At 46.0% G+C, this 22,082-nt stretch carries 18 protein-coding genes and 1 pseudogene; 4 read left to right on the top strand and 15 right to left on the bottom strand.

Annotation, left to right across the window (positions count from 1 at the left end; translation table 11 throughout):
- Positions 1 to 220: 220 nt before the first annotated feature.
- Entirely contained in the window at positions 221 to 1,585 is a 1,365-nt protein-coding gene (locus ACNFVB_RS09415) for an adenylate/guanylate cyclase domain-containing protein (RefSeq protein WP_430737314.1), read from the top strand.
- A 154-nt stretch (positions 1,586 to 1,739) separates the two neighbouring features.
- On the opposite strand, the gene fdx is transcribed toward ACNFVB_RS09415, so the two are convergent.
- The 8 genes from fdx to ACNFVB_RS09375 all read right to left on the bottom strand — a co-directional run bounded on the left by fdx (position 1,740) and on the right by ACNFVB_RS09375 (position 9,487).
- Positions 1,740 to 2,078, bottom strand: a complete 339-nt coding sequence (gene fdx / locus ACNFVB_RS09410) for an ISC system 2Fe-2S type ferredoxin (RefSeq protein WP_075100710.1) — start codon at positions 2,076 to 2,078, stop codon at positions 1,740 to 1,742.
- Between the two features lie 119 nt (positions 2,079 to 2,197).
- Complete coding sequence (gene hscA / locus ACNFVB_RS09405) at positions 2,198 to 4,075, bottom strand: Fe-S protein assembly chaperone HscA (protein ID WP_430737313.1); 1,878 nt, start codon at positions 4,073 to 4,075, stop codon at positions 2,198 to 2,200.
- A gap of 124 nt (positions 4,076 to 4,199) precedes the next feature.
- Entirely contained in the window at positions 4,200 to 4,793 is a 594-nt protein-coding gene (gene hscB, locus ACNFVB_RS09400; protein ID WP_430737312.1) for a Fe-S protein assembly co-chaperone HscB, read from the bottom strand.
- Between the two features lie 227 nt (positions 4,794 to 5,020).
- Entirely contained in the window at positions 5,021 to 5,341 is a 321-nt protein-coding gene (iscA, locus tag ACNFVB_RS09395; protein ID WP_075100713.1) for an iron-sulfur cluster assembly protein IscA, read from the bottom strand.
- 250 nt (positions 5,342 to 5,591) lie between these two features.
- A complete protein-coding gene (gene iscU, locus ACNFVB_RS09390; RefSeq protein WP_100749875.1) occupies positions 5,592 to 5,993 on the bottom strand; it encodes a Fe-S cluster assembly scaffold IscU in 402 nt (133 codons plus the stop codon).
- 155 nt (positions 5,994 to 6,148) lie between these two features.
- Entirely contained in the window at positions 6,149 to 7,375 is a 1,227-nt protein-coding gene (locus tag ACNFVB_RS09385; protein ID WP_105243806.1) for an IscS subfamily cysteine desulfurase, read from the bottom strand.
- Positions 7,372 to 7,881 carry an Rrf2 family transcriptional regulator gene (locus tag ACNFVB_RS09380; protein WP_430737311.1) on the bottom strand — a complete coding sequence of 170 codons (510 nt, stop codon included), beginning with the start codon at positions 7,879 to 7,881 and terminating at the stop codon, positions 7,372 to 7,374. Before ACNFVB_RS09380 ends, ACNFVB_RS09385 begins: the two co-directional genes overlap by 4 nt.
- A 775-nt stretch (positions 7,882 to 8,656) precedes the next feature.
- The gene (locus ACNFVB_RS09375; RefSeq protein ID WP_087814222.1) at positions 8,657 to 9,487 is read right to left on the bottom strand and encodes a cation transporter; all 831 of its coding nucleotides are present in this window, start codon (positions 9,485 to 9,487) and stop codon (positions 8,657 to 8,659) included.
- 320 nt (positions 9,488 to 9,807) lie between these two features.
- Here ACNFVB_RS09375 and ACNFVB_RS09370 point away from each other — a divergent pair.
- Positions 9,808 to 9,948, top strand: a pseudogene (locus tag ACNFVB_RS09370) (IS1 family transposase); the annotation flags it as partial.
- Positions 9,949 to 9,974: 26 nt separating this feature from the next.
- Here ACNFVB_RS09370 and ACNFVB_RS09365 read toward each other — a convergent pair.
- Positions 9,975 to 10,619, bottom strand: a complete 645-nt coding sequence (locus ACNFVB_RS09365; protein ID WP_274631670.1) for a hypothetical protein — start codon at positions 10,617 to 10,619, stop codon at positions 9,975 to 9,977.
- 616 nt (positions 10,620 to 11,235) lie between these two features.
- Here ACNFVB_RS09365 and ACNFVB_RS09360 point away from each other — a divergent pair.
- Positions 11,236 to 11,508, top strand: a complete 273-nt coding sequence (locus ACNFVB_RS09360) for an HU family DNA-binding protein (RefSeq protein ID WP_075100718.1) — start codon at positions 11,236 to 11,238, stop codon at positions 11,506 to 11,508.
- Positions 11,509 to 11,967: 459 nt separating this feature from the next.
- Positions 11,968 to 13,842, top strand: coding sequence for a SurA N-terminal domain-containing protein (locus ACNFVB_RS09355; RefSeq protein ID WP_430737310.1), 1,875 nt, complete (start codon positions 11,968 to 11,970; stop codon positions 13,840 to 13,842).
- Positions 13,843 to 14,017: 175 nt separating this feature from the next.
- Here ACNFVB_RS09355 and purH read toward each other — a convergent pair whose 3' ends face one another.
- The 6 genes from purH to mrcB form a co-directional block, all read right to left on the bottom strand.
- Positions 14,018 to 15,598 carry a bifunctional phosphoribosylaminoimidazolecarboxamide formyltransferase/IMP cyclohydrolase gene (gene purH, locus ACNFVB_RS09350; RefSeq protein WP_430737309.1) on the bottom strand — a complete coding sequence of 527 codons (1,581 nt, stop codon included), beginning with the start codon at positions 15,596 to 15,598 and terminating at the stop codon, positions 14,018 to 14,020.
- A 153-nt stretch (positions 15,599 to 15,751) separates the two neighbouring features.
- Positions 15,752 to 16,069: a DNA-binding transcriptional regulator Fis gene (gene fis, locus ACNFVB_RS09345; RefSeq protein WP_274633213.1), complete on the bottom strand. Its 318-nt coding sequence runs from the start codon at positions 16,067 to 16,069 to the stop codon at positions 15,752 to 15,754.
- Positions 16,070 to 16,230: 161 nt separating this feature from the next.
- Complete coding sequence (locus tag ACNFVB_RS09340; protein ID WP_430737308.1) at positions 16,231 to 17,379, bottom strand: DUF3426 domain-containing protein; 1,149 nt, start codon at positions 17,377 to 17,379, stop codon at positions 16,231 to 16,233.
- Positions 17,380 to 17,560: 181 nt separating this feature from the next.
- A complete protein-coding gene (gene prmA, locus ACNFVB_RS09335) occupies positions 17,561 to 18,487 on the bottom strand; it encodes a 50S ribosomal protein L11 methyltransferase (RefSeq protein WP_430737307.1) in 927 nt (308 codons plus the stop codon).
- Positions 18,488 to 18,678: 191 nt separating this feature from the next.
- A complete protein-coding gene (locus tag ACNFVB_RS09330) occupies positions 18,679 to 19,509 on the bottom strand; it encodes a tetratricopeptide repeat protein (RefSeq protein ID WP_430737306.1) in 831 nt (276 codons plus the stop codon).
- 29 nt (positions 19,510 to 19,538) lie between these two features.
- Positions 19,539 to 22,040, bottom strand: a complete 2,502-nt coding sequence (gene mrcB / locus ACNFVB_RS09325) for a penicillin-binding protein 1B (RefSeq protein WP_430737305.1) — start codon at positions 22,038 to 22,040, stop codon at positions 19,539 to 19,541.
- Positions 22,041 to 22,082: the final 42 nt, after the last annotated feature.

Raw genomic sequence — 22,082 nt, 5'->3', positions numbered from 1 at the left:
AACCTAAAAAGTCATCGGTGTTGGCGAGATGTGGTAGTCGGCTAAGGGTTTGTCTGCCTGTTGCTTGGGTTTTGAAAATAGTATGCTCATAACGACATTAACTGTCATTGTGCTATCTTCCTTCTCCTAATATTTATCGATCGTCTGCTTTATTAAGCGAACACTTCATATGCTTCTTTTAGATACGTTGAGACCAAAATTTTCATCGCAGACGAATGGTATGTATCGATTCGACTATCCAGAAGTGTTTGTCTTGATCCTAACGGTTGTGCTTCTTGCCCTGCATTTTGACTTTAGTGCTACCTCGATGGCACTGCTGATCGTCGTTAGCCTGCCAAGCTTGCTGATTTTGATATATAACTATCGCCGTCAGACCAGTTTTTGGACCTCCAATATCGTCATTATTTTGCTGTCTGCAGTCATAGGTTCGATACAGCTGTGCACGGTCATGTCGATCAGTCTGGCAGCTTTGATTGCGCTACGTATTATTATTAGTAGTCCTGAAAACCAAATTAGACTGGTCATTGTCTCGATAGTGACTGTGATTGTTTTTTATTATGTCAGCGTGATTTTAAACAGCACGCAGATGGACTGCCATGACAGTTGGCTGACGCCAGTGGTGCTACTGTCCAGTATGGCGGTGATGCTGTGTCAGTTTCGCTATGTGTATCAAAAGTACATGGGTCACCAACAGCGCGCGCAGCAAGCGGTAGGGCGTTTAAGTACCATGGTTTCAGTTATCAATAAGCTGACCCGTTTTGTGCCACCGCAGATTTGGGAGCCAATTGTAAAAACAGATGCGCTCGTTAGTGTGTCAAACAAACGTGCTAAGCTGACGATTATGTTTTCGGACATTGTGGGTTTTACAGAGCTGTCTGATAGTTTAAGCTCGGACAACCTGGCAGATATTTTAAATACCTATATGCACTGCATGACGGTTATCGCCAATAAGCATGGCGCTGTGCTTGATAAGTTCGTCGGCGATGGGATGGTGTGTTTTTTTGGAGAGCCTAGCAGTCAAGGTGCGCGTCAAGATGCGCTTGACTGTGTGGCAATGGCGCTAGACATGCGCCGTGAGATGCGTACCCTCAGGCATAAGTGGCGGCTAATGGGTTTTGCAGGGCTGTATATACGCGTTGGTATCACGACAGGCTATTGTCATGTCGGCAACTTTGGTAGTAATAATCGCTTGAGCTATACATTGATTGGCAAAGAGGCCAATCTCGCGGCGCGGCTGGAGAGTAGTGCGGGCAAAGATGAGATACTCGTCAGCGAAAGTACTTATGATTATGTTTGCCACAATTATGAATGTCAGCATGCAGGTGCGTTTCAGCTAAAAGGCTTCGACGAAAAAGTCAATGCTTGGCAAGTCCTCGATCCTGATGCCAATAAAGGTCAGCTATCAAAATGGGTGGACCATACGTTACCAGGATTTAATTTGCATCTAAATTTCAAAGACATGAAAGATCAAGACTATCAAGACATCCGAGAGCGTCTAAACCTCGCTCTCGAGCGTATCGAACAAGAGCAAGAAAAAGTAGCAAATGCTATTGCAGCAGAGAGCCAGCGTTATAACGATCAATAGCGCTCTTTTACTGATTTGACATCTGTATGACCATATTTAACTTCATACTTAATATGTCAGCTCGTCCGTGAGCAGACAAAAACGCCAACCATGATACGCAGTCATCGTTGGCGTTTTATGATGGCTTTGACTATATGTTATTAGTGGTATGTTATCAGTGGTTTTCTTTAGCATGGTTGAGCGTGTATTTGGGAATCTCGATGGTCAAGTCATCGTCTTCTAGCATCACCTGACAAGACAAACGTGAGTCTGGCTCCAGCCCCCAAGCACGGTCTAACAGATCCGCTTCGATATCGTCCATCTCATCTAGGCTATTAAATCCTTTACGCACCACCACATGACAGGTGGTACAGGCTTTTGACATCTCACACGCGTGCTCTATCTTAATACCTTTTTCTAGTAGGGCTTTGCATAGGTTCTGGCCAGCTTCTAGCTCGACTTCAGTGCCTTCGGGGCAAATCTCATGATGAGGTAATACGGTAATCTTTGGCATAAATTATCTGTCCGGTGCTAATCAATTAAAAAATAAAAACTCAAAAATATATCAGGTCTGTTACACGTCATCACATCTATTATGGCTAAGCCGTATCTAGATAAATTCTATACGCGTTTTTACCAATCTTGAGCGCTGGTGCCTGCCATGCTGGCCTTGACGCTTTGATTCATAATGCGAGCAGCAAATGCATCGCTATGCGGTTTGAGCTTGGCTTGTTCGGCTTCAATGAGAGTGAGATCATCGGTGCTTAGTGCCGTTTGTAGTGCTTGTGTTTGCTGCGTTAGAGCTTGCTGTTCATCAGGGGTCAATAAGGCTGCAAACTCTTGCAGCGCAGACTGTAGCGCTAATACTTCGCGTTCTGCTTCTACTTTGGTCTCGATTAAAGAGCGTGCATTTTTATCTTCTTCAGCGTGCTCAAACCCCGCCATAAGCAATTGCTCTTTTTGCTCATCTGACAAGCCATAAGAAGGCACAATCTCAATTTTGCTTTCTGTCTTGGTGGTGGTTTCTTGCGCGCTGACTGTCAATTGACCATTGGCATCAATGCTAAAGGTGACCTCGATACGGGCAAAGCCCGCTTTCATCGGCGGGATGCCATATAATTCAAAACGTCCAAGCGAACGGCAGTTTTCGACAGTTTCGCGCTCGCCTTGAACCACATGAATCACTATGCCTGTCTGACCGTCCTGATAGGTGGTAAATACTTGGCGTTTTTTGACAGGGATAGGGGTATTACGTGGGATAAGTACTTCAACTAGGCCGCCCATGGTCTCAAGACCGAGTGACAAAGGAGTGACATCTAATAATAAGAGTGTATTGTCGCTATTGCCATTGACCAGCTGATGCGCTGTTTGTGCAGCACCTAAGGCGACGACTTCATCTGGATTCAGACGGCAAAGCGGCTGCTTGCCAAAAAACGTGCTCACCACTTGTTGCACAGCTGGCATACGGGTTGAGCCGCCCACCAAGATGACTTCATCTAAATCGTCAATAGATAGCTTGGCATCGCGTAATACCTGCTCGCAGACGCTAAGCGTACGGCGATTGACAGGCTCGGCAATGGTCAACAAATCGTCACGGCGTAAGTTGCCTTGATAAGAGTGGCCGTTGACCGTAATGTCGATAGCGACCTGCTCGGCGTCCGTCAAAGCTTGCTTATATGCTTTGGCTCGCTGGGCAAGGATTGACTTGTCGTGCCGACTGACGTCTTTTGGGTCGATACCTAATTGTTTGATCAACCAGTTGGTCAGCAATCGGTCGATATCATCACCGCCTAACGCACTGTTGCCGCCAGTTGCTAAGACTTCAAAAACCCCATCAGTGAGCTTTAAGATAGAGACATCAAAGGTACCGCCACCCAAATCATAAATTAAGTAATGGCTTTGCGTGTTATCTTGAGTAGGCTTATCAAGGCCGTAGGCGACAGCGGCTGCCGTGGGCTCATTTAACAGACGTAGCACATTGATACCAGCAGCTTGTGCGGCATCCTTGGTCGCTTGGCGCTGGGCCTCATCAAAATAAGCGGGAACAGTGATCACCGCCCCTTCGATGCTGTCGGCAGGTAATGCGCTTGCGGCGCGCTGCTCGAGGGCGGCTAGGATACGTGCTGAGACTTCGACAGGGGATACCTTACCTTGGGCGGTGACAAAAGCTGGCATGTCGTCTGCATTACCACTTAACTCATAAGGATGAGAGAACTTAATATCCGCTTGACTACGACCCATAAAGCGCTTGGCAGATACGATGGTGTTTTTTGGGTCATCGGCCAAATGCGCTAAGGCATCATATCCTACCATGGGTTTGCCAGTGCTGGGGTAGTAGACGACAGAGGGCAGCAACGTATCGTTGTCAGCGCCTGCCTCTAAGACTTGCGCTTTGCCTGAGCGTACGACTGCAACCAGTGAGCGTGTGGTGCCAAGGTCGATACCTAGACCAAAACGATGCTGATGAGGTTGGGCACTTTGATTGGGTTCGGCAATTTGCAATAAAGACATAAAATCACTCAAAGATAAAATAAATAAAGGAAATGGCGCAATTATGATGACGAATTGCGCTGACGAATGATGATAAATATCAATCTTTAAATTTACATATTGAAGGTATGTTTATCTAGACACCCTAAACATATAAGTCATCGTCATCAGAGTGCTCAGCACTGGCGACTTCATCGAGACCAGTCGTCACATCGGCATTGAGTTTTACCAAAAACTTAAGCTTTTGGGTGGCATCAATCGCGGTCTGCCAGTCTTGCTTTTGATAGGCACTGCTAAAGCGCTCAGACTGTTTGCTCAGATGAGTGGTAATCTGGGGTTGTAGCTGCGCAAGCGTTGTCCGATCCTTATCTTCGAACGCTTCATCTAGATCGATACGCATCTGCATGGCGTCTTCTAAAAAATCTAAATCGGCAATTGAGTGCTCAAGATTATGAGCCTGATTTGCCATCTCTAATAGGTAGCCGGCGCGGCTATCAGGAGCCTTTAAGGTTTGGTATGCTTGATTTATCAGTGCTGAAGCTTGCTCTGATTGCTGTTTGGCCTCCGTCACACTCGTCACGTCTTTTGTGCTATCTACCATCAGATTATCAGGGTGATAGCGTTTTTGTAGTAGACGTAACTGCTGATCCAGACGGGCCTGATCAATCTCAAACTGAGCGGGCTGCTCAAATAGAGCAAAAAAGTTATCAAACTGTGCTTCTGCGGTGATGTCTGTCATATCATACGCCTTGCTTTTATTTATTATAAAGTGTCTGAGATACCAGTGCTTATCATATCCAGTGGGCTATCAAGCGCCAGATTGGGTGATGTATAGCCTACCAACTGAATAATAGAAATGTTGCAAACGACATTTTTTATCAAAATACAACATGCTTAAAGGCCAGTAGGCCTCAGTCATAATGATGGCCAATGGGCCAATGGGCCAATGGCTAAGGGTGGGCAACTCTAAACAGTAAACGACTCACCGCAACCACATTCGCCTTTTTGGTTGGGGTTGGTGAACTTAAAGCCTTCATTTAAGCCTTCTTTTTCATAATCCATCAATAAGCCGTCTAAATAGACCAAGCTTTTCGGATCGATAAAGATGCTCACACCGCGGCTTTCATAACGTGTGTCATTGTCATCAGGGGTGTCTACAAACTCCAAGACATAGGCCAAGCCTGAACAGCCTGCGGTACGAATACCCACACGGATACCTTCGCCTTTGCCGCGATTGTCCAAAAACTCTCGAACATGCTGGGCGGCGCGTTCTGTCATTTCAATCATGCCAACTCCCATTGACTATCAATAATAAAGATATCTTTCAATATGATGTCATCGACCATAAAATCAATGACGGCTATTAATAACGAATATGAGACTAGTAGCAAATCTACCAGACTTATGTGTTTGCGCCAGTTAGAAAATAAAAGGTGACAATTACAGTAGCGTTATTGTCACCTTTATGGCCTCAGTAGCGATCCATTAGAGTTCTACTGACGCCTTGCTAATAAAACAATGCATACGGCCAATAAGCTTAGCTGGTCGCTTCTTCAGCGGTACCATGCTTGCCTTTATAGTCGCTAATAGCCGCTTTGATGGCGTCTTCTGCGAGTACAGAGCAATGCACTTTTACAGGTGGCAAAGCCAACTCTTCAGCGATGTCCATATTTTTAATCTCGCCAGCTTGGTCCAAGCTTTTGCCTTTTAGCCACTCGGTGACAAGTGAGCTTGAGGCAATCGCTGAGCCGCAGCCGTACGTTTTAAAACGTGCATCTTCGATGATACCGTTATCATCTACTTGGATCTGTAGGCGCATCACATCGCCACACGCTGGGGCGCCGACCATACCTGTACCAACGTTTTTGGCGTTTTTATCAAGATTGCCGACGTTGCGTGGGTTTTCGTAATGATCAATAACTTGGTCACTATAGGCCATGGGGTTTTCTCCTAGTTAGGGGATGAGCGATAGATTGTTTACTATGTATCCGTCGCTCATCGATAATTGGGGTCAAACGCTTACTGTAATTGTCTGATCAATCGTTTTATAAATATTTAAAACAAAGCGCGCAAAGGCGATTTGTTTGGTAAATGTTAGTGCTCAGCCCATTCCACTGAATCTAAATCCACACCTTCTTGATACATATCCCAAAGTGGTGATAGGGCGCGCAGTTTCTCAACCGCTTCGTGCATTTGTTTGATTACACGGTCGATGTCTTCTTCGGTAGTATAACGGCCAAAGCTGAAGCGGATTGAGCTGTGAGCCAACTCATCTGGACGACCAATAGCACGTAATACATATGATGGCTCAAGCGTCGCAGACGTACAGGCTGAGCCTGATGAAACAGCTAAGTCTTTTAGCGACATCATCAATGACTCGCCTTCAACAAAGTTAAAGCTAATGTTTACAATGTTTGGCACGCTATTCTCAAGATCACCATTTAGGTAGATCTCTTCGATGTCTTGCAGGCCATCCCATAGTTTTTGGCGGAGCTTGGCAACGTGAGCATGATCCTCTTCAAAGCGCTCATTGGCTAGGGCAAATGCCGCTCCTAAACCTACAATTTGATGCGTCGGTAATGTACCTGAGCGCATACCACGCTCATGACCACCACCATGCTGCTCAGCTTTTAGGCGAATGCGCGGCTTACGGCGGACAAACAAGGCGCCAATCCCTTTAGGACCATAGACTTTGTGTCCTGAGAAACTCATCAAATCAATTTTCATTTCTTCAAGATTGATTTTTACTTTACCGACAGACTGCGCGCCATCGACATGGAAAACCACGCCAGCGTCACGAGTGATTTCACCAATCGCTGCGACATCGGTGATGGTACCAAGCTCATTGTTTACCATCATCAGTGATACCAAAATCGTATCGTCACGTAATGCATCTTTTACTTGCTCTGGCAAAATAAGACCCGTACCGGCTTGTGGCTCTAAGTAAGTAATCTCAAAACCTTCTTGCTCAAGCTCACGGCAGGTATCTAAAACTGCTTTGTGCTCAATTTTACTGGTAATGATGTGCTTGCCGCGCGATTGATAAAAATGCGCCGCGCCTTTGATGGCAAGGTTGTCGGATTCAGTCGCACCAGAGGTAAAGACGATTTCACGAGGATCAGCGTTGATGACTTCAGCTACTTGCTGACGCGCGGTTTCTACAGCTTCTTCTGCTTGCCAGCCGTAGCCGTGCGAGCGCGAGGCTGGGTTACCAAAGATGCCATCTACAGTCAGATACTCGCTCATCTTGGCAGCTACTGATTTAGCAACTGGCGTGGTGGCGGCATAATCTAAATATATAAGGTTGTTATGTTGGCTCATGCTGGGTTTGCCTCGCTGTTCGATAGGGTAATGGTATTAATGTCTTTTATAGAAACTTCTTTGGTGGAAGTGTGCTGTCGCTCTGAGACGGACTGCACATTTTCCATATCTAATAATTGCGCTAATGTTATGTTTTTCAAGTACTGCTCGATGTGATTGGACAATGCACACCATAGATCATGGGTTAGGCACATTGTACCACCTTGGCAGTCGCCACGTCCTTCACACTGCATCGCATTAACCGACTCATCGACCGCAGATATGATGCTCATCACATCTATCTCGTTTAGCGGTTTGGCTAAGTGATAACCACCAGCGGCACCACGTATACTGGTGACAAGCCCACCTTTGCGTAGTTTGGAAAATAACTGTTCGAGGTAAGAGATAGATATTGATTGCCGTTTAGCGATATCAGATAAGGATACCGCACTGTCTTGTTGGCTGGTTTGTAGCGCCAAATCTAGCAACGCGGTCACGGCGTATCTGCCTCGAGTAGTCAAACGCATGTGTTATCTCCAAACTTATATATCATTTTTATTTAACAACGATCTTAGTAAGAGACTCTCTACCAAAGCGAAAGATAAAAAAGGCAAAACCTCTGCCATGCTCAAATAAAAGTCATCTGCTAAGTGGTGTCTTATCGTCGTTAAACAACAGATGGTCAACCCGATGTGTGCAACGATTAAGCCAATTATACTTAATCCTGAGTAATTTAGTCAAGATTAAAGTATGGTTGAATGGTTAATCAAGCTGATGGCTATGGTTGATAAAAACAATGATGCATAAAAGCAATGATGGATAATAATCAAGAGTAAAAACAAATGAGGAGTAAAGATATAGTGGGTGCACTATAAAACAAACCCAGTGTTATAGGTATAAATGCCGTAAAGCTTCAAAAATAAGCAGCACGCAAGAAAAGTTGATACCAGTCGCATGCGGCATAATAGCTACATTTTTTTTGGTTTAGAATTAACGATACTTGATAAAAGGCAAGGTAGGAGAAGGTAGGGTTATAAGTAATGGCGATGTAGGTTTGAATTTTATTAGTGTCCTAAATTAGTTGACCACCACCAGATTCTTATCAAAGACTTCATCATCTATTATTCGCCAAACGGCAACTTGCTGATGGTCTTTGGTGGTGACTAGATTTAAAGTTTGTTCAATCATTGCTTGAGGTCTCATATCCTTATGATGTTTATTTGCTTCAAACCCAGTTACTTTACACTTAGCGGTTTAATTAAGCTACTTACTTGAGCTATTTGCTTCAGTTATTAGGCTTGGCTACTTACTCAACTTCAATATTCTAAAGGCGCCCTGAATAACTAAAGCAAATACGATGCTACCAATAATCAAATCAGGCGTACTAGAGTGTAACCAATTAACCAAAATCCCTGCAACAATTACCCCTAAATTGATAATCACATCGTTTGAAGTGAAAATCATACTGGCTTGCATATGGGCTTCTTCTTTGCTTTTCGATTTTTGTAGTAAATAGAGGCAAATCGAGTTTGCAATTAGCGCAAGAATCGATATGACTATCATGGTAGAAAAGTCAGGTAACTGCTCATTGCCAAAGAAACGTCTTAGTACTTCTAAAAAACCAAGAATCGCTAGCGTAATTTGAAAATATCCGGCAATTCTAGCAATCCGTTTTTTCTTAATGACCGTTCCACCGACCGCAAATAAGCTAATTCCGTACACGAAGCTATCTGCTAACATATCTAAGCTGTCGGCGACCAACCCCATCGAACGAGAAATCAGTCCCGTGCTCATTTCAATAATAAAGAAAGCAAAGTTAATGACCAGCACTATCCATAGTAGCTTTCTTTGCTCAGCATCTTTTTTGTGACTAGAGTCAGCATCAATTTTAAAATTATTGTTGGGATCAGAGGGGTCAATGGTTTCGGTCGAGAGTAGGGTGTCTCCTAATTTTAGGTCATGAATAGCAGTCTCTATCCCTTCTATATTGTCATGATGAAACACAGTTAATTGACGGTTAGGAATGTCGAACTCAAGATGTTCAATATTCGAGTGGCCCTCTAATTTCATTCGGATTAGGTTTTCCTCCGAAGGGCAGTCCATCTTCGATATTTTAAAAGTTGTTTTATTCATAGCTACATTTATATCCGGGTGGTGGTTCAAAAAGTAGGCTGGAAAAAAACAGGCTGAGAAATTGATAAATAGTGAAATGCAAATGACACTATACATCAAATGCCCAGCCTGTCTAAGTGACAATATAGTTAGCTGAATGTAAAACTGTTATGGATTTAAACGCGCTACTGGTATAAATTTTACTTGCGTGCTGCGTTCCCAGAGGCTACGCAAAATTCATCCCAGTAGCGCTATGACATTTTTAGAGTGTATCGACTATATAAAGAAAAATGGTTTCAAAAGCTATGGTAAGCGAAACTATAAATACAAAGACTGCAAAAGGCATTGAAGGTAATAATTGCACTATCAGACATCGAGTAAGGCGAGCATTTAGGCGAAGTTGTAACTTTTCTAAAAAGCTGGAAAATCACTTTAAAGCCTTTGATTTAGCTTTCTTTTACATCAATCATGGGTATGTCTAATGTTAGCCTACTTTTTGAACCACCACCTAATTTATTAATAATGCGATAATCGCGCCAATCATGACAAGCAGGGCGACGACAGTTACAATCGTCAGTGTTTTTTGTTTGCTTTGTAGCTCTTTGACCGTGGTTTCAAGCTCGCGGTTTTTGATGGTTAAGGTGTTGATTTGCGTTTGTTGCTCTTTGATACGCAGTTTGTAGCTTTCCTTTTTTTCTGCCATCTCCGCTTCAGTGGGCTTAGATTTGCCTTTACCGCCTTTGAACTTTTTCACCAGTCCTTGGATGAGGCTGCCTAGACCCAATTGCATGATAAATTGCTTGACCAACTGTACTTGCACTGACTCCCCGCGCATTTGTAGCTTTTCGGTGCTTTCGCTATCGTGAGTGGTGATGGCGTTGATGACTTGGATACTGTAGGCATTGATGACGACATCAGGCTCACTACGGCCTATCGGCAGTTGCGCGTCTAATAATACGCCTTTGGTACTAAAGGTGGCAAAAACTTCTACATGGGGGAGGTACAAGCGCAGCGCGACGACAGTACCTTGCTTGGCTAAAGGATAAGCTGCTTTACGTAATTCAGGATCTAGGCGTAACAGTAAGGTCAATGCTGACTCGATGAACACCAAAAAGATATTGAGAAAAGAGTGAGATAACGTAGAACGCTTCATGTAGATAATCCGTGGTTATTTTAGTAACGTGTCGTAAAATGAGGATTTGATCAATAAAAAACAACTTAAAAATCAAGATACACCCAAAATATGCGATTATATTTTGCTTATAGTAACGTCTTTATAATAAAAAGTAACGCAAGTTTCTGACTCTTGGTACCCTTTGTGTCAAGTGTATTGATAAGTCGATGTGTCAAGTGTATTGATAAGTCGATATTTTTTGTGCTATTTTCGGCTTTGGCTGCCTGTTGTCTTAGAGCCAGTAGTGGCTTGTTGATGACTCATTAGTATTTTTAAGCTAAGGATAGGTTCAAATACTATAATGAGAGCAATTTACTGGACAAAACAGTAGGTAGTCAAGCTGTCTAAGGTAAAGTAGTGAGTTGATAAAAAAATTGCAGGGGTTTTGCGTAACATTGAGTGTCAAATACGTAGTAAGCGGCACAAAAATATGTAAAATCGCTTGCGCTCCTTATGCGGCCTTGATATAAAGACGATAACAAAGCGAAACCTGTTAATACGCAAGTCAGGTAGTTTTTATTGCTTAAGTGCTATGAGAGCGTTACAATACCTGGCGTGAGCGTGTATTATCCCCCTTAAACTTGAAGGAAATTTTATGAATAAGTCAGAATTGATTGATAGCATCGCAGAAAAAAGTGGTCTGAACAAAACCCAAGCTGGCGATGCACTAAACGCTGTCATGGAAAGTGTTGGTGAAGCTTTAGAAGCTGGCGACAGCATCTCTTTGGTTGGTTTTGGTACTTTTAGCGTAAAAGACCGCAAAGCACGTACTGGCCGTAACCCTAAGACTGGTGAAGAGCTAAACATCCCAGCAAGCAAAGTACCAAGCTTTAAAGCTGGTAAAAACTTAAAAGAGCGCTTAAACTAAGCCTTTGTTAAGATAGTACTTTTTAAGACTATATAAGGTATAGACCACTATAAAACTACGGCCACCTATTAGGCAGAGACTAAAATTGGATACAAGATACGTATAAATGCAGTGTCTGTAGGCCGTAAAAAGATAGAAGGTCGCTCATGGATTTGCTTATTATTTAAGCCATGAGCCAAATAGCAAAAAGCACCTAATATTTAGGTGCTTTTTTTATTGCGATAGTTTGTATCAGACATCATGAATATTTTGAGTCTGTCTTAAAAATCACGTATCATAGGGCGCGCTGTAGATGCATTGTCTAAATCAAGATTGATTGATATCTCTTGGTTTTGCACCAAAACTCACACGCCCTTACTCATACCATTGCCGGCTTAGATAGCATCGTTACCACAGCGTCGATAGGCATAATATTACAATGGTTTTTCATCAACATAGGTTAATAAAGCAGAGATAACTATGGATAAATTGCGCGATTTTTTAAAAAGCTGGCCAGGTCGCATTTTATTGATTTTATGCCTGTCACCGCTTGCGCTATTGGGTGTCGAAAGCTACTTTGGCGGTAGTGTCGACCCAAACCAAGTCGCTCAGGTGGGTGAGGCAAGTGTGGGACTGTCTGAGTATCAAGCTGCGGTAAATAACCGTCGTACCGAAATCTTAGAGCAAGTTGATGATGCCAGCCTCTTAAATGAGGATGTGCTACACGAGCAGGTGCTAAAAGGCCTTATAGATCGCACATTGTTAGAGCAGCAGGCAGGTAAGCTTGGGATGACGGTCTCTGATGACACCATCAACCGTTTGCTGCGTCAAGAAGAAGCATTTAAAGATGCGGACGGCAATTTTTCTAATGAGCAGTTTGCAAACTTTTTGCGCAATCGTGGTATGACAAAAAACCAGCTGTTTGCTGAGTTTCGCAATCAGTTAAGCCTCGATCAGCTCAATGCCAGTATCGTCGGTACTGCGATTTATCCGATGCAAGCGGTCAGTCAATTGATTGATTTGCAAATGGAGTCGCGCAACATCTGGCTCCATCGGTTTAATTGGCAAGACTATGCCGATCAAGTCGAGGTCAGCAAAAGCGATATTCAGGCTTATTATGATGCGAATAAAGACACACTAAAAAGTGCCGCGATGGTGGATTTGGCTTATATTCAACTAGACCCGCAAGCCATTCAGGTTGATGAGGTCACTGAAGCGGATCTACAGCAGCAGTATGAAGCGTATAAGCAAAGCCAAGCGGTGGTAGACGAGCGTAGAATCAGCCAAATACTCCTCACAGGTGACAACGCCAAGGCGCGTGCTGAAAAAATTCAGGCACGTTTAGACAAAGGTGAGTCGTTTGCCGCGCTTGCCAAAGCCGAGTCCGATGATCCGTCAGGAGAGAACGGCGGCGATATCGGTCGTCTGAATACCTCGGTGTTTGGTAGCGATGCTGCTGCGGTCGAAAAAGCGCTTGAGGGCCTAAGTGTTGGGGATGTCACCGCACCCATCAAAACCAGCTTTGGCTATCAGATATTTACAGTGACCGAAGATAATGGTAGCAAGGTGCCAAGTCTGGAGAGCATGCGCGATGAGCTAACGGCGAAAGCAAAAGAGTACAAGCGTCAAGAGATTTATGCCGACAAAGTCACGGCCATTAATGATTTGGCGGCTGATGGTTTTAGTATCGAAGATATTGCTCAGCAAGAAAACGTCCCACTAAAACGCATCAAAGACTACCGTAAAGAAAATAACCAATCGGTCCTGTCACAGCCAGCTGTGCTCAAACAAGCCTTTGATGAATTTACCATTCAAGATCAGGCAGTAACCGCAGGTATCGAAGTAGGTAACAGCAAGGTGTGGGTACAACCGAGCAATTATCGTCCTACTAAAACCTTATCTTTGTCAGCGGCGACGCCAAAAATTACGCAGATACTACGTCGCCAAAAAGCCACAGCATTGGCCCTAAAAGAAGCCAAAGCCATCGCTGCTAGTATCAAAACGCCAGCAGATATCAGCAAGCAGCCTGTAACACTGCAAGCGCTCGGTCAGATCAATCGTCAAACGACACAATTGACCGAAAAAGAGCGTAGCATGGCCTTTAGCCAGCAAGCTGATGATAACGCTGTGGTAGCCATCGCAGGCGAGACGGAAGTGGGTGCCAGCTTGTTGGTCGGTGACCGCATCAAAACGGAGCAGCAATCACCATTATCTGATGTGCAAAGAGCGCAAACGGCGGCTATTATTCGTGATAATTTAGGCCAAGATCAACTGCAAGATTACTTAGAGCATCTGCGGATGGTGTATCAGGTTGAGATTAACGACACCAACATGGCCAACGCGCAAGGTCGTTAAATACAAATCGTTAAATATCGATAATTGAGTCATCTTAAATGGTTTAAATGACGATAACCGCTCGCACATAAAGACGTAAAAAAGCCACTGTATCAAGGACAGTGGCTTTTTTTTGATCTGTAATTTAGCAATCAAAACCGACCCGCCTCATGCGCGCCGGCTCAGTTACAAAAGACTAGTGGCGGAAATGACGCATACCTGTGAACACCATGGCGATACCATGCTCATTGGCCGCTGCGATGGTTTCGTCATCGCGCATCGAGCCACCCGGCTGAATGATAGCAGAGATGCCGACATCCGCTGCATTATCGATGCCATCACGGAATGGGAAGAAGGCATCTGAGGCCATAACCGCGCCTTCGGTGGCAAGTCCTGCGTGTTCAGCTTTGATAGCGGCGATACGGGCTGAGTTGACACGGCTCATTTGACCGGCACCAACACCGATGGTGCGCTGCGCTTTGGCATAGACGATGGCGTTTGATTTGACATATTTTGCGACGTTCCAGCTAAATAGCAAGTCTGCAATCTGCGCCTCTGTTGGCTGTACGTCGGTGACAATTTTTAGATCATTGGCAGTGATTAAGCCAAGGTCTTGTTCTTGTACGAGTAGGCCACCATTGACGCGCTTATAATCAAGCTGAGCGTCGCGTTGGTCTGGTGCTGGCAGCTCGCCGCACACCAAGACGCGGACGTTTTTCTTGCTGGCTGTGATATCGAGGACGCCTTCTTCGATACTTGGTGCGATGATGACTTCGACGAACTGATTGTCAATGATGGCTTTAGCCGCGGCTAGCGTCAAGGGACGGTTAAAGGCAATGATGCCACCAAAAGAAGACTCAGGGTCGGTACTAAAGGCCGTTTGGTATGCAGCAACTTGGTCTTGATCCACAGCCACGCCGCAAGGGTTGGCGTGTTTGACGATCACACAAGCAGGTGCGCTAAAGGCTTTGACACACTCCAGTGCGGCATCTGTATCGGCGATGTTATTATACGACAGCGCTTTGCCTTGCAACTGCGAGGCGGTCGCGATAGAGGCTTGCTGGCTCTTTAATGGGTGGTTTTCAACATAAAAAGCGGCGTTTTGATGCGGGTTCTCACCATAACGTAAGTCTTGTGCTTTTTCGAGCTGCACGTTAAAGGTGCGTGGGAAGTTTTCTGGCTCCTGCGTGGTGCTGAGGCGGCTGCCCAAGAAGTTGGCAATCATACCGTCATACTGGGCAGTATGCTCGAAAGCTTTGACCGCTAAGTCATAACGCAGCGCCGAAGTCAGCTCAGTGCTGTCACCGAGAGCGGTAAGGACGCGCTCATAGTCAGCAGGGTCCGTGACGATACCGACATGGGCATGGTTTTTTGCTGCTGCCCGTACCATAGTAGGGCCGCCGATATCGATGTTTTCGATAGCATCAGCCATGGTCACATCGGCGCGCGCGATGGTTTGCGCAAATGGATATAAGTTTACCACCACCAGATCAATACGCTCGATTTGATGGTCACTCATGACGCCATCATCAGTCCCGCGTCGACCTAAGATACCGCCATGGATTTTAGGATGTAGTGTCTTGACGCGGCCGTCCATCATCTCAGGAAAGCCAGTATAGTCTGAGACCTCGGTTACAGCGACGTTATTTTCGGTGAGTAGCCGATACGTACCGCCAGTAGATAACAAACCAAAGCCTGCCTTGATGAGACCTTGAGCAAATTCAACGATATTGGATTTATCAGAGACTGATAATAAGGCGAGTGGGGTTGTACTCATAAAAAAACTTCCATAAAAAAAGCCCGACATCAACGTCTGGCAAGATGATAACGACAATGGTGGCAGATAACCTCAAAAAAACTGAGATCATCACCGCTCAATTGCCCTGCATAATGACTGTCAATCAAAATAGATAGGCGCATATAGCTGATGCTACATTAAGTCATAAGTTTTGAGTTTTTTGCGTAGTGTACCGCGATTTAGCCCGAGGATTTGGGCGCATTTGGTTTGATTGCCGCGCGTTTGTTCGAGGACGACCGATAGTAGCGGTTCTTCAACTTGTCTTAAAATCAGCTCGTATAAATCGGTTGGCACCTCATCACCTAACAAGGCAAAGTACTGGCGCACCACACGCTCAACATGTACACGCAGTGGCTCATGAGCAGTGTTGGTATGGGGTTTGGAGTAGTCGGCAGGATGCTCAGAGCTGGTAGCAAAATGGTGGGCATTATGCTGTGCATGAGGTGCCATAAGATAAAGTCCTTGGGTTAGAGAAAATCAAACCATCAGATATCAGGGTATTATATCAAATTAATGGCCTTTGGCGCTGATAGATTCGAGGTTATATCCGATACCCAGTTATCAAGTACTCAGTTATCAAATACATGACCATCAAGTCGCTCAATGAAGCGTTAATACAAAGGCGTTATCTGAACGTCGCGAATCTGAGTATTGGCCACAGGGATGGTAAACAATAACTGCTGCTGACTATTGGCGGCGAGTTGTTTTTGCTTGCTTAATAAGTAATCTGCTGGCGCTGCGATAAACTCACCAATCATAGTATCTTTGCCGTACACACTGACCTTTACGCTCGGATAGAGCTGCGCTTTGGTGCTTTGATTATAAAGGGCGGCGCTGACATCGCTAAACGCGCCTGTGGTGTTGATACGGCTTTTTTGGTGAGTAATGTGACTAATGCTCAATGCTGTTAGGTCCGCACTAGGCAAGCTACAAACGGCAACGGAGCAGATGCGGTGTAGGCGCTCGGCGTGGGCAGGGTCTTTGACCAAGGTGTCTATATTAAAGATGACATATTGCGCCAATAAGAGCAGCGCCAATACCAAGCAACCAAGGGTCCATAGTAATGATGCCACTGAGCGCCGCGCAGGCGTTGGTGAAAACCTTGCTTGTGCTTCTTTTATACGGGCGTTTTGGCTTTTTTCTTCGTCACTAAACGGCACACCCATTTTTTGTAAGATTTGTGATAGGTCGGTGTTGTCTGGTGTTTTGTGTGTGTTTTGGCTTTCTTCTTTCAACAACGCCTCAAGCCAAGCATTGTCCGCATTGTCATCGACATTGGCATGAATATCATTGGCGGCGGCAGAGCTTAGCGCTGCTTGTGCCGATGAGTCCGGGCTTGTCTGCGCTGCAGATGGCTGCTGGTTGGAGGTATGGTTGCGATGACTCGCCTGTGTCAGCCATGCATCCATACTGTCAAGCGAATCGTACTCTAATAAGTCGGTTTCTGACTCCTCTATATCCATGTCATCATGAATCAGCTCATCGTGGATGAGATCGTCATCAATCAGATCATCATGAATCAAATCGTCGTGAATAAGCTCATTGTGAGCTGCGGCTTTGTTTGATGTAGAAGTGGCGGTATCGGTCGCAGCGTGAGGGCTGGGGGCAGTGTCGGCGGTGACGATGAGGTGCTGATTGACTAAGAAGCTCTGATGACACTGCTCGCAGTTGACAGTGGCGTTTACTTTGTTCAATTGGGTTTGTTGTACTTTAGAGCAAGCGTGACAATGGGGGCACTGAGTTTTTATGGGCGTGGTCATAGGGTCGAGTCCAAAAAAGTATGGTGATCAATACCGCTTTTCCACTCACCAACAGCTGCCTATGGGGTATATACTGCGCATTAACAAAATATCTCATGTATGAATCATGGGCAAGGACAGAGTGGCGTCAAACACATAACATTTGACTGCCCTCTATCGTAACAGATGTAATTAAATGTTGCTAGCCTGTAAATGTACCAGATAATCGTTGCCAGTGCTGGTCTTCTTGGTCAGTAAAAGCATGCTTAGGATCCATAGCAAAGTAAGGCTGATAAGCGGCGACGACGTCGTCGGTTTGTGATTCAATCAAGCCTGCCAGTACGATACGGCTGCTGGGTTTGACCAATGTAGCAAAATACGGGGCTAAGCCGATCAGGGGTTTCGCCAAAATATTGGCGACCAGTACTTCGACTGGCACAACTTCATGCTCAGCACAGTATTCATTAAATGCTTCTGGCAAAAATGCTTGCAGACGATCATCAACTTGGTTGCGCTCTGCATTTTGATTGGTGGCCAGCACTGCTTGTGGATCGATATCGACAGCGTAGACTTTTCGTGCGCCTAGCAGCAAGGCGGCGATGCCCAAAATACCTGAGCCGCAGCCATAGTCAATCACCACCTTGTCTGTTAGGTCTTGCTCTGTGAGCCAGTCGAGGCATAAACGCGTGGTGGCATGATAGCCAGTACCAAATGCCAAACCTGGGTCCATAATGATGTTGGTCGCTTCAGGGCTCGGCGGCGTAAGCCAGTTGGGCACAATCCAAAGATCGTTGGCGCATTCTATCGGCTGGTAGTTGCTCATCCATTCGCGTTCCCAGTCTTTATCGTCGACAGCGGTCAGCCAAATGCGGCTGGCTTGTACTTGTGCGGCGATTTCGTGGCTTAGCTGCTCGACGGCCTGCCGACTGCCGTCATCAGTGCTCGCATCAAAGAGCCCAGTCAAAATAACCTCGTCCCAAAGCGGCGACTCACCAGGCAACGGCTCAAACAAAGGTTGATCGCCTGCGTCATCGAGCGCGATTGAGAGTGCGCCTGCTTCTAATAGCAGCGCTTCGGCCAAATCAACGTTTGCCTTTTCGCATTGTAAATGTAGTTGTTGCCATGCCATAACGATACCCTTAAATAAAAGAAAAAAGTGAGAAAAATAAATACGTATTTCAACAAGAAACAGTAGTGAAAAAGCAGCTCATGTATTGCTACGATGGCTACTTGATATCCATTGAGATAGGTGGGCTTGACCTCATTCGCGATATTCTACGCGTGTGCTTTTAGCTGCTGAGGTCATACGTTGGCGCCAGATTAACGCAGTGCTCGTTTTGCTTCGTTAATCACTCGCCCATTGCCCTGAGCTTGCCCTGATTGCAGGATGACTTGCCATAGCGCACGTCTACGACTGGCGTCTTGCGACACGCTAAGGCCGCGGCGCGCCATGGCTTCTGCTTTACGTGGTTGGTTCTTTTTTAGTGCAACTTGTGCCAGATAAAAATAGACGGCAGAGGATCTGGGTGCCAAGCGCTGGGCGCGGGTAAAACTGTTTTCGGCATTGGTCAGGCTGCCAGCTTTGAGCTGACTGATACCCGCTTGCATCAGATTGCGAAATGCAGGCAGGTCGCTGTTATTGCTGGTGGTACTCTGGCTGCGTTGTTGTGAGTTTTTTCTAGCGCGCTCTAGCAGCTCATTGTGTGAGGGTGCTGCAGGCTCAGAGATCATATAGTCTTCACGAGAAGGCGTGAGAATGACCACATCTGGCTGACTGACGATGGGATCTTGACTGGGTAGGTGGGTCTGCGGCGTATCTTTTGTCAGTGGGTTTGCTGACTCAGAAGAGCCGTCATTTGGGTAAGCACCAGCGCTGCCTGTGCCGTCTTGTTTGACAATGGGGGCTTGTGTCACCGGATAGGTCGTGTCATGTCGCGCGGGGTCGGCGGTGCTTGATGCCCCTGATGGCGTCTGTTTAGCTGAAGTAGGCGTGCTAGGTACCGTTTGACAAGCGCTCAAACTCAGCATGCCTATCACAGCGCCAGAAAAAACCAAACGGCGAGTGAACTTAACGGTACTCAATGTGGTTCTTATAGAGGTTGGCATCAGACGATGGTTACCTAAGACAGTGTGTTTGATCAATGACAGCATAGAGAGCCCCTTTATAAATTACCAAAATATTAAAACCATTCAACAGCGCGGTCATACCATGTATCTGCACGACTTTGTGCATCATTGCTGTCAGCTTGCCCCTCATCATTGTCAGAATCGACCGCTTCGCCATTTGGAATCTCCAAACCTTCGCGGCGACGTTGTTGATTGATGACGCCTTGCTGGCTTTGCCATTGCAGCTGCTCACGCGCTCGCTCTTGCTGGTATAATTCAAGAGCACAGGCACTGGCTTCTTTTGGTAGGTGCGCGGATAAGACAGGCAAATAGCGTGCATCGGCACAGCGCTCATCAGAGAGTTTGCCTGAGTTGTTTTCTAGCCAGAGCCACTCGATGCCTTCAGGCTCCGGTAGCGCCACGGGCGTCAGCTTCAGGCGTTTCATGTAGTCAATCCAAACGGGTAGGGCGCCAGTACCACCGCTCAAGCCGATAGGTTTGTTGTCATCACGGCCAACCCATACTACGCTGACATAGTTGCCACTATAGCCGGCAAACCAGGCGTCGCGATAGTTGTTGGTCGTACCTGTCTTGCCCGCCAGATTTAAGTGACTACCCAGCGACTGGGCGCGTCTGGCCGTACCGTTTGACACCACTTGTTGTAAGGCGTAATTGGTTAAAAAGTTGGTCTCAGGCGGGATGCTGCGCTGCGTGTTTAGCCCCGTACGCTGCAAAATCCGGCCACGATTGTCGATCACCGTACGAATACTATGAATGGGCGTACGAAAGCCGCCGGTGGCAAAGACTTGATAAACACCAAGCATATCCATGGGGCTTAGATTGACAGAGCCCAATAATGCTGAAGGGTAAGGCGGGATTTTTTCTTGTACACCCAGACGACGCAACTGTCTGGCAAAAGTGTCGACACCAAACTCCATGCCCAAACGTACCGTGCTTTGGTTATAAGACTTGGCAAGAGCGGTGGTCAAGGGGACATAGCCATGATCACGGTTTGAGTAGTTTTTGGGGCTCCACTTGGTGCCATCGGCTAGGGTGACGGTAATCGGCGAATCATCTACTGGACTTGCCAAGTTATAACGGCCACTTTCGAGCGCGGTCATATAAATGACTGGTTTTAATAAAGAGCCGACCTGGCGTTTGGCATCGACCGCACGGTTAAAGCCTGTAAACTCACTGCCACTGCCCACCACAGAGACCAGCTCACCTGTTTCAGGGTTGGCACTGACCAGCGCGCCTTGTAGATCTTTGGTTTTACTACTATTACGGCGCAGCTCGCTCAGTTTTTTATCGACCGCTTTGTCAGCGGCCAACTGAGCAATAGGGTCTAAGGTACTGATGATGATCAGACCTTCGTTTTTGAGATCGTCAGCATAGTAAACAGTATTTAGCTCACGCTTGACGATATCTAAGAAGTCAGGGAATTGGCTTTTGCCTTCAACTGGCTTATCCACCACGCCCAGCGGCTGCTCCAAAGCTTTTTCGTAGTCTTCTTGGCTCAAAGTACCCATCGCCAGCATGTTGTTTAGCACGACGTCACGGCGCGCTTTTGAGTCGTTTGGATGACGGCGCGGATTATAGATACTAGGGCCTTTTGCCATACCGACCAGCATGGCTTGCTGATCTATACGTAGCTCTTTTAGGGGTTTGTCAAAATAAAACTGTGATGCCAATCCAAAGCCGTTAATAGAACGGTTGCCGTTTTGACCCAAATAAATCTCATTAAGATACGTCTGCAAAATCTCATCTTTGCTGTAGTGCAGCTCCAATAAAACCGCCATCAACGCTTCGTTGGCCTTACGTTTGAGCGTGCGATCTGAGTTGAGATAAAAGTTTTTGATAAGCTGCTGAGTGATGGTCGAGCCGCCTTGCATCGAGCCGCCAGAGAAGTTGTTGAGCACGGCGCGCGCGATACCGCGTATCGAGACCCCTTTATGCTCATAAAACGCCCGATCTTCGGTGGCAATCAGCGCATCAATCAATGGCTGCGGCACTTCATCTAACGACACCACCAAGCGATCTTCGTTGCTGTCTGGATAGATACCGCCGATATTTACTGGCTCCAAACGAATGATGCCACTTTTGGCCGGCAGTGTGCTTTGAATAGACGCAACCTTATTGCCTGAGATGGTCATCTTAATGACTTGCTCGGCGTCTTTGTCATTGGCACTGTAGGTAAAGCCGCGCGTGTGAATAAAATAAGTATTGCCCGAGCGGTGATAAGTCCCTGTGCGATCATAGGATTTGTTACTTTGATAATTGAGCAGCTCAAGCCAGGTTTTCATCGTTTCGCGATCGACGTTTGCCCCTTGGTATAGCTCAAGCGGCTGCGAGTAGACTTTGGCCGGAATATCCCAGCGCTTACCCTCAAACTTATGAGTAATAGTGCGATCAAGTTTGATCAAATAGAGCGCCAACAACACCATGCCTGCGATGATAACAAGTAAAATCAGACTACTAAAGACGATACCACGCTGCTGTGAAGGCAGCGTGCCGATAGCAGGTCTAGAAGACTGAGGCAAAGTGAGAGTGGATCGCTTAAAATTGGATTTTTGCACTGATGTCGCACCGTTTTGGGATAAAAAAACTGCCTCATAATG

This window comes from Psychrobacter sp. VH5, assembly GCF_050572635.1.
GTDB classification, from domain to species: domain Bacteria; phylum Pseudomonadota; class Gammaproteobacteria; order Pseudomonadales; family Moraxellaceae; genus Psychrobacter; species Psychrobacter celer.
The sequence above is the reverse complement of the archived record's forward strand: the minus strand, read 5'-3'. Positions and strand labels throughout refer to the sequence as shown.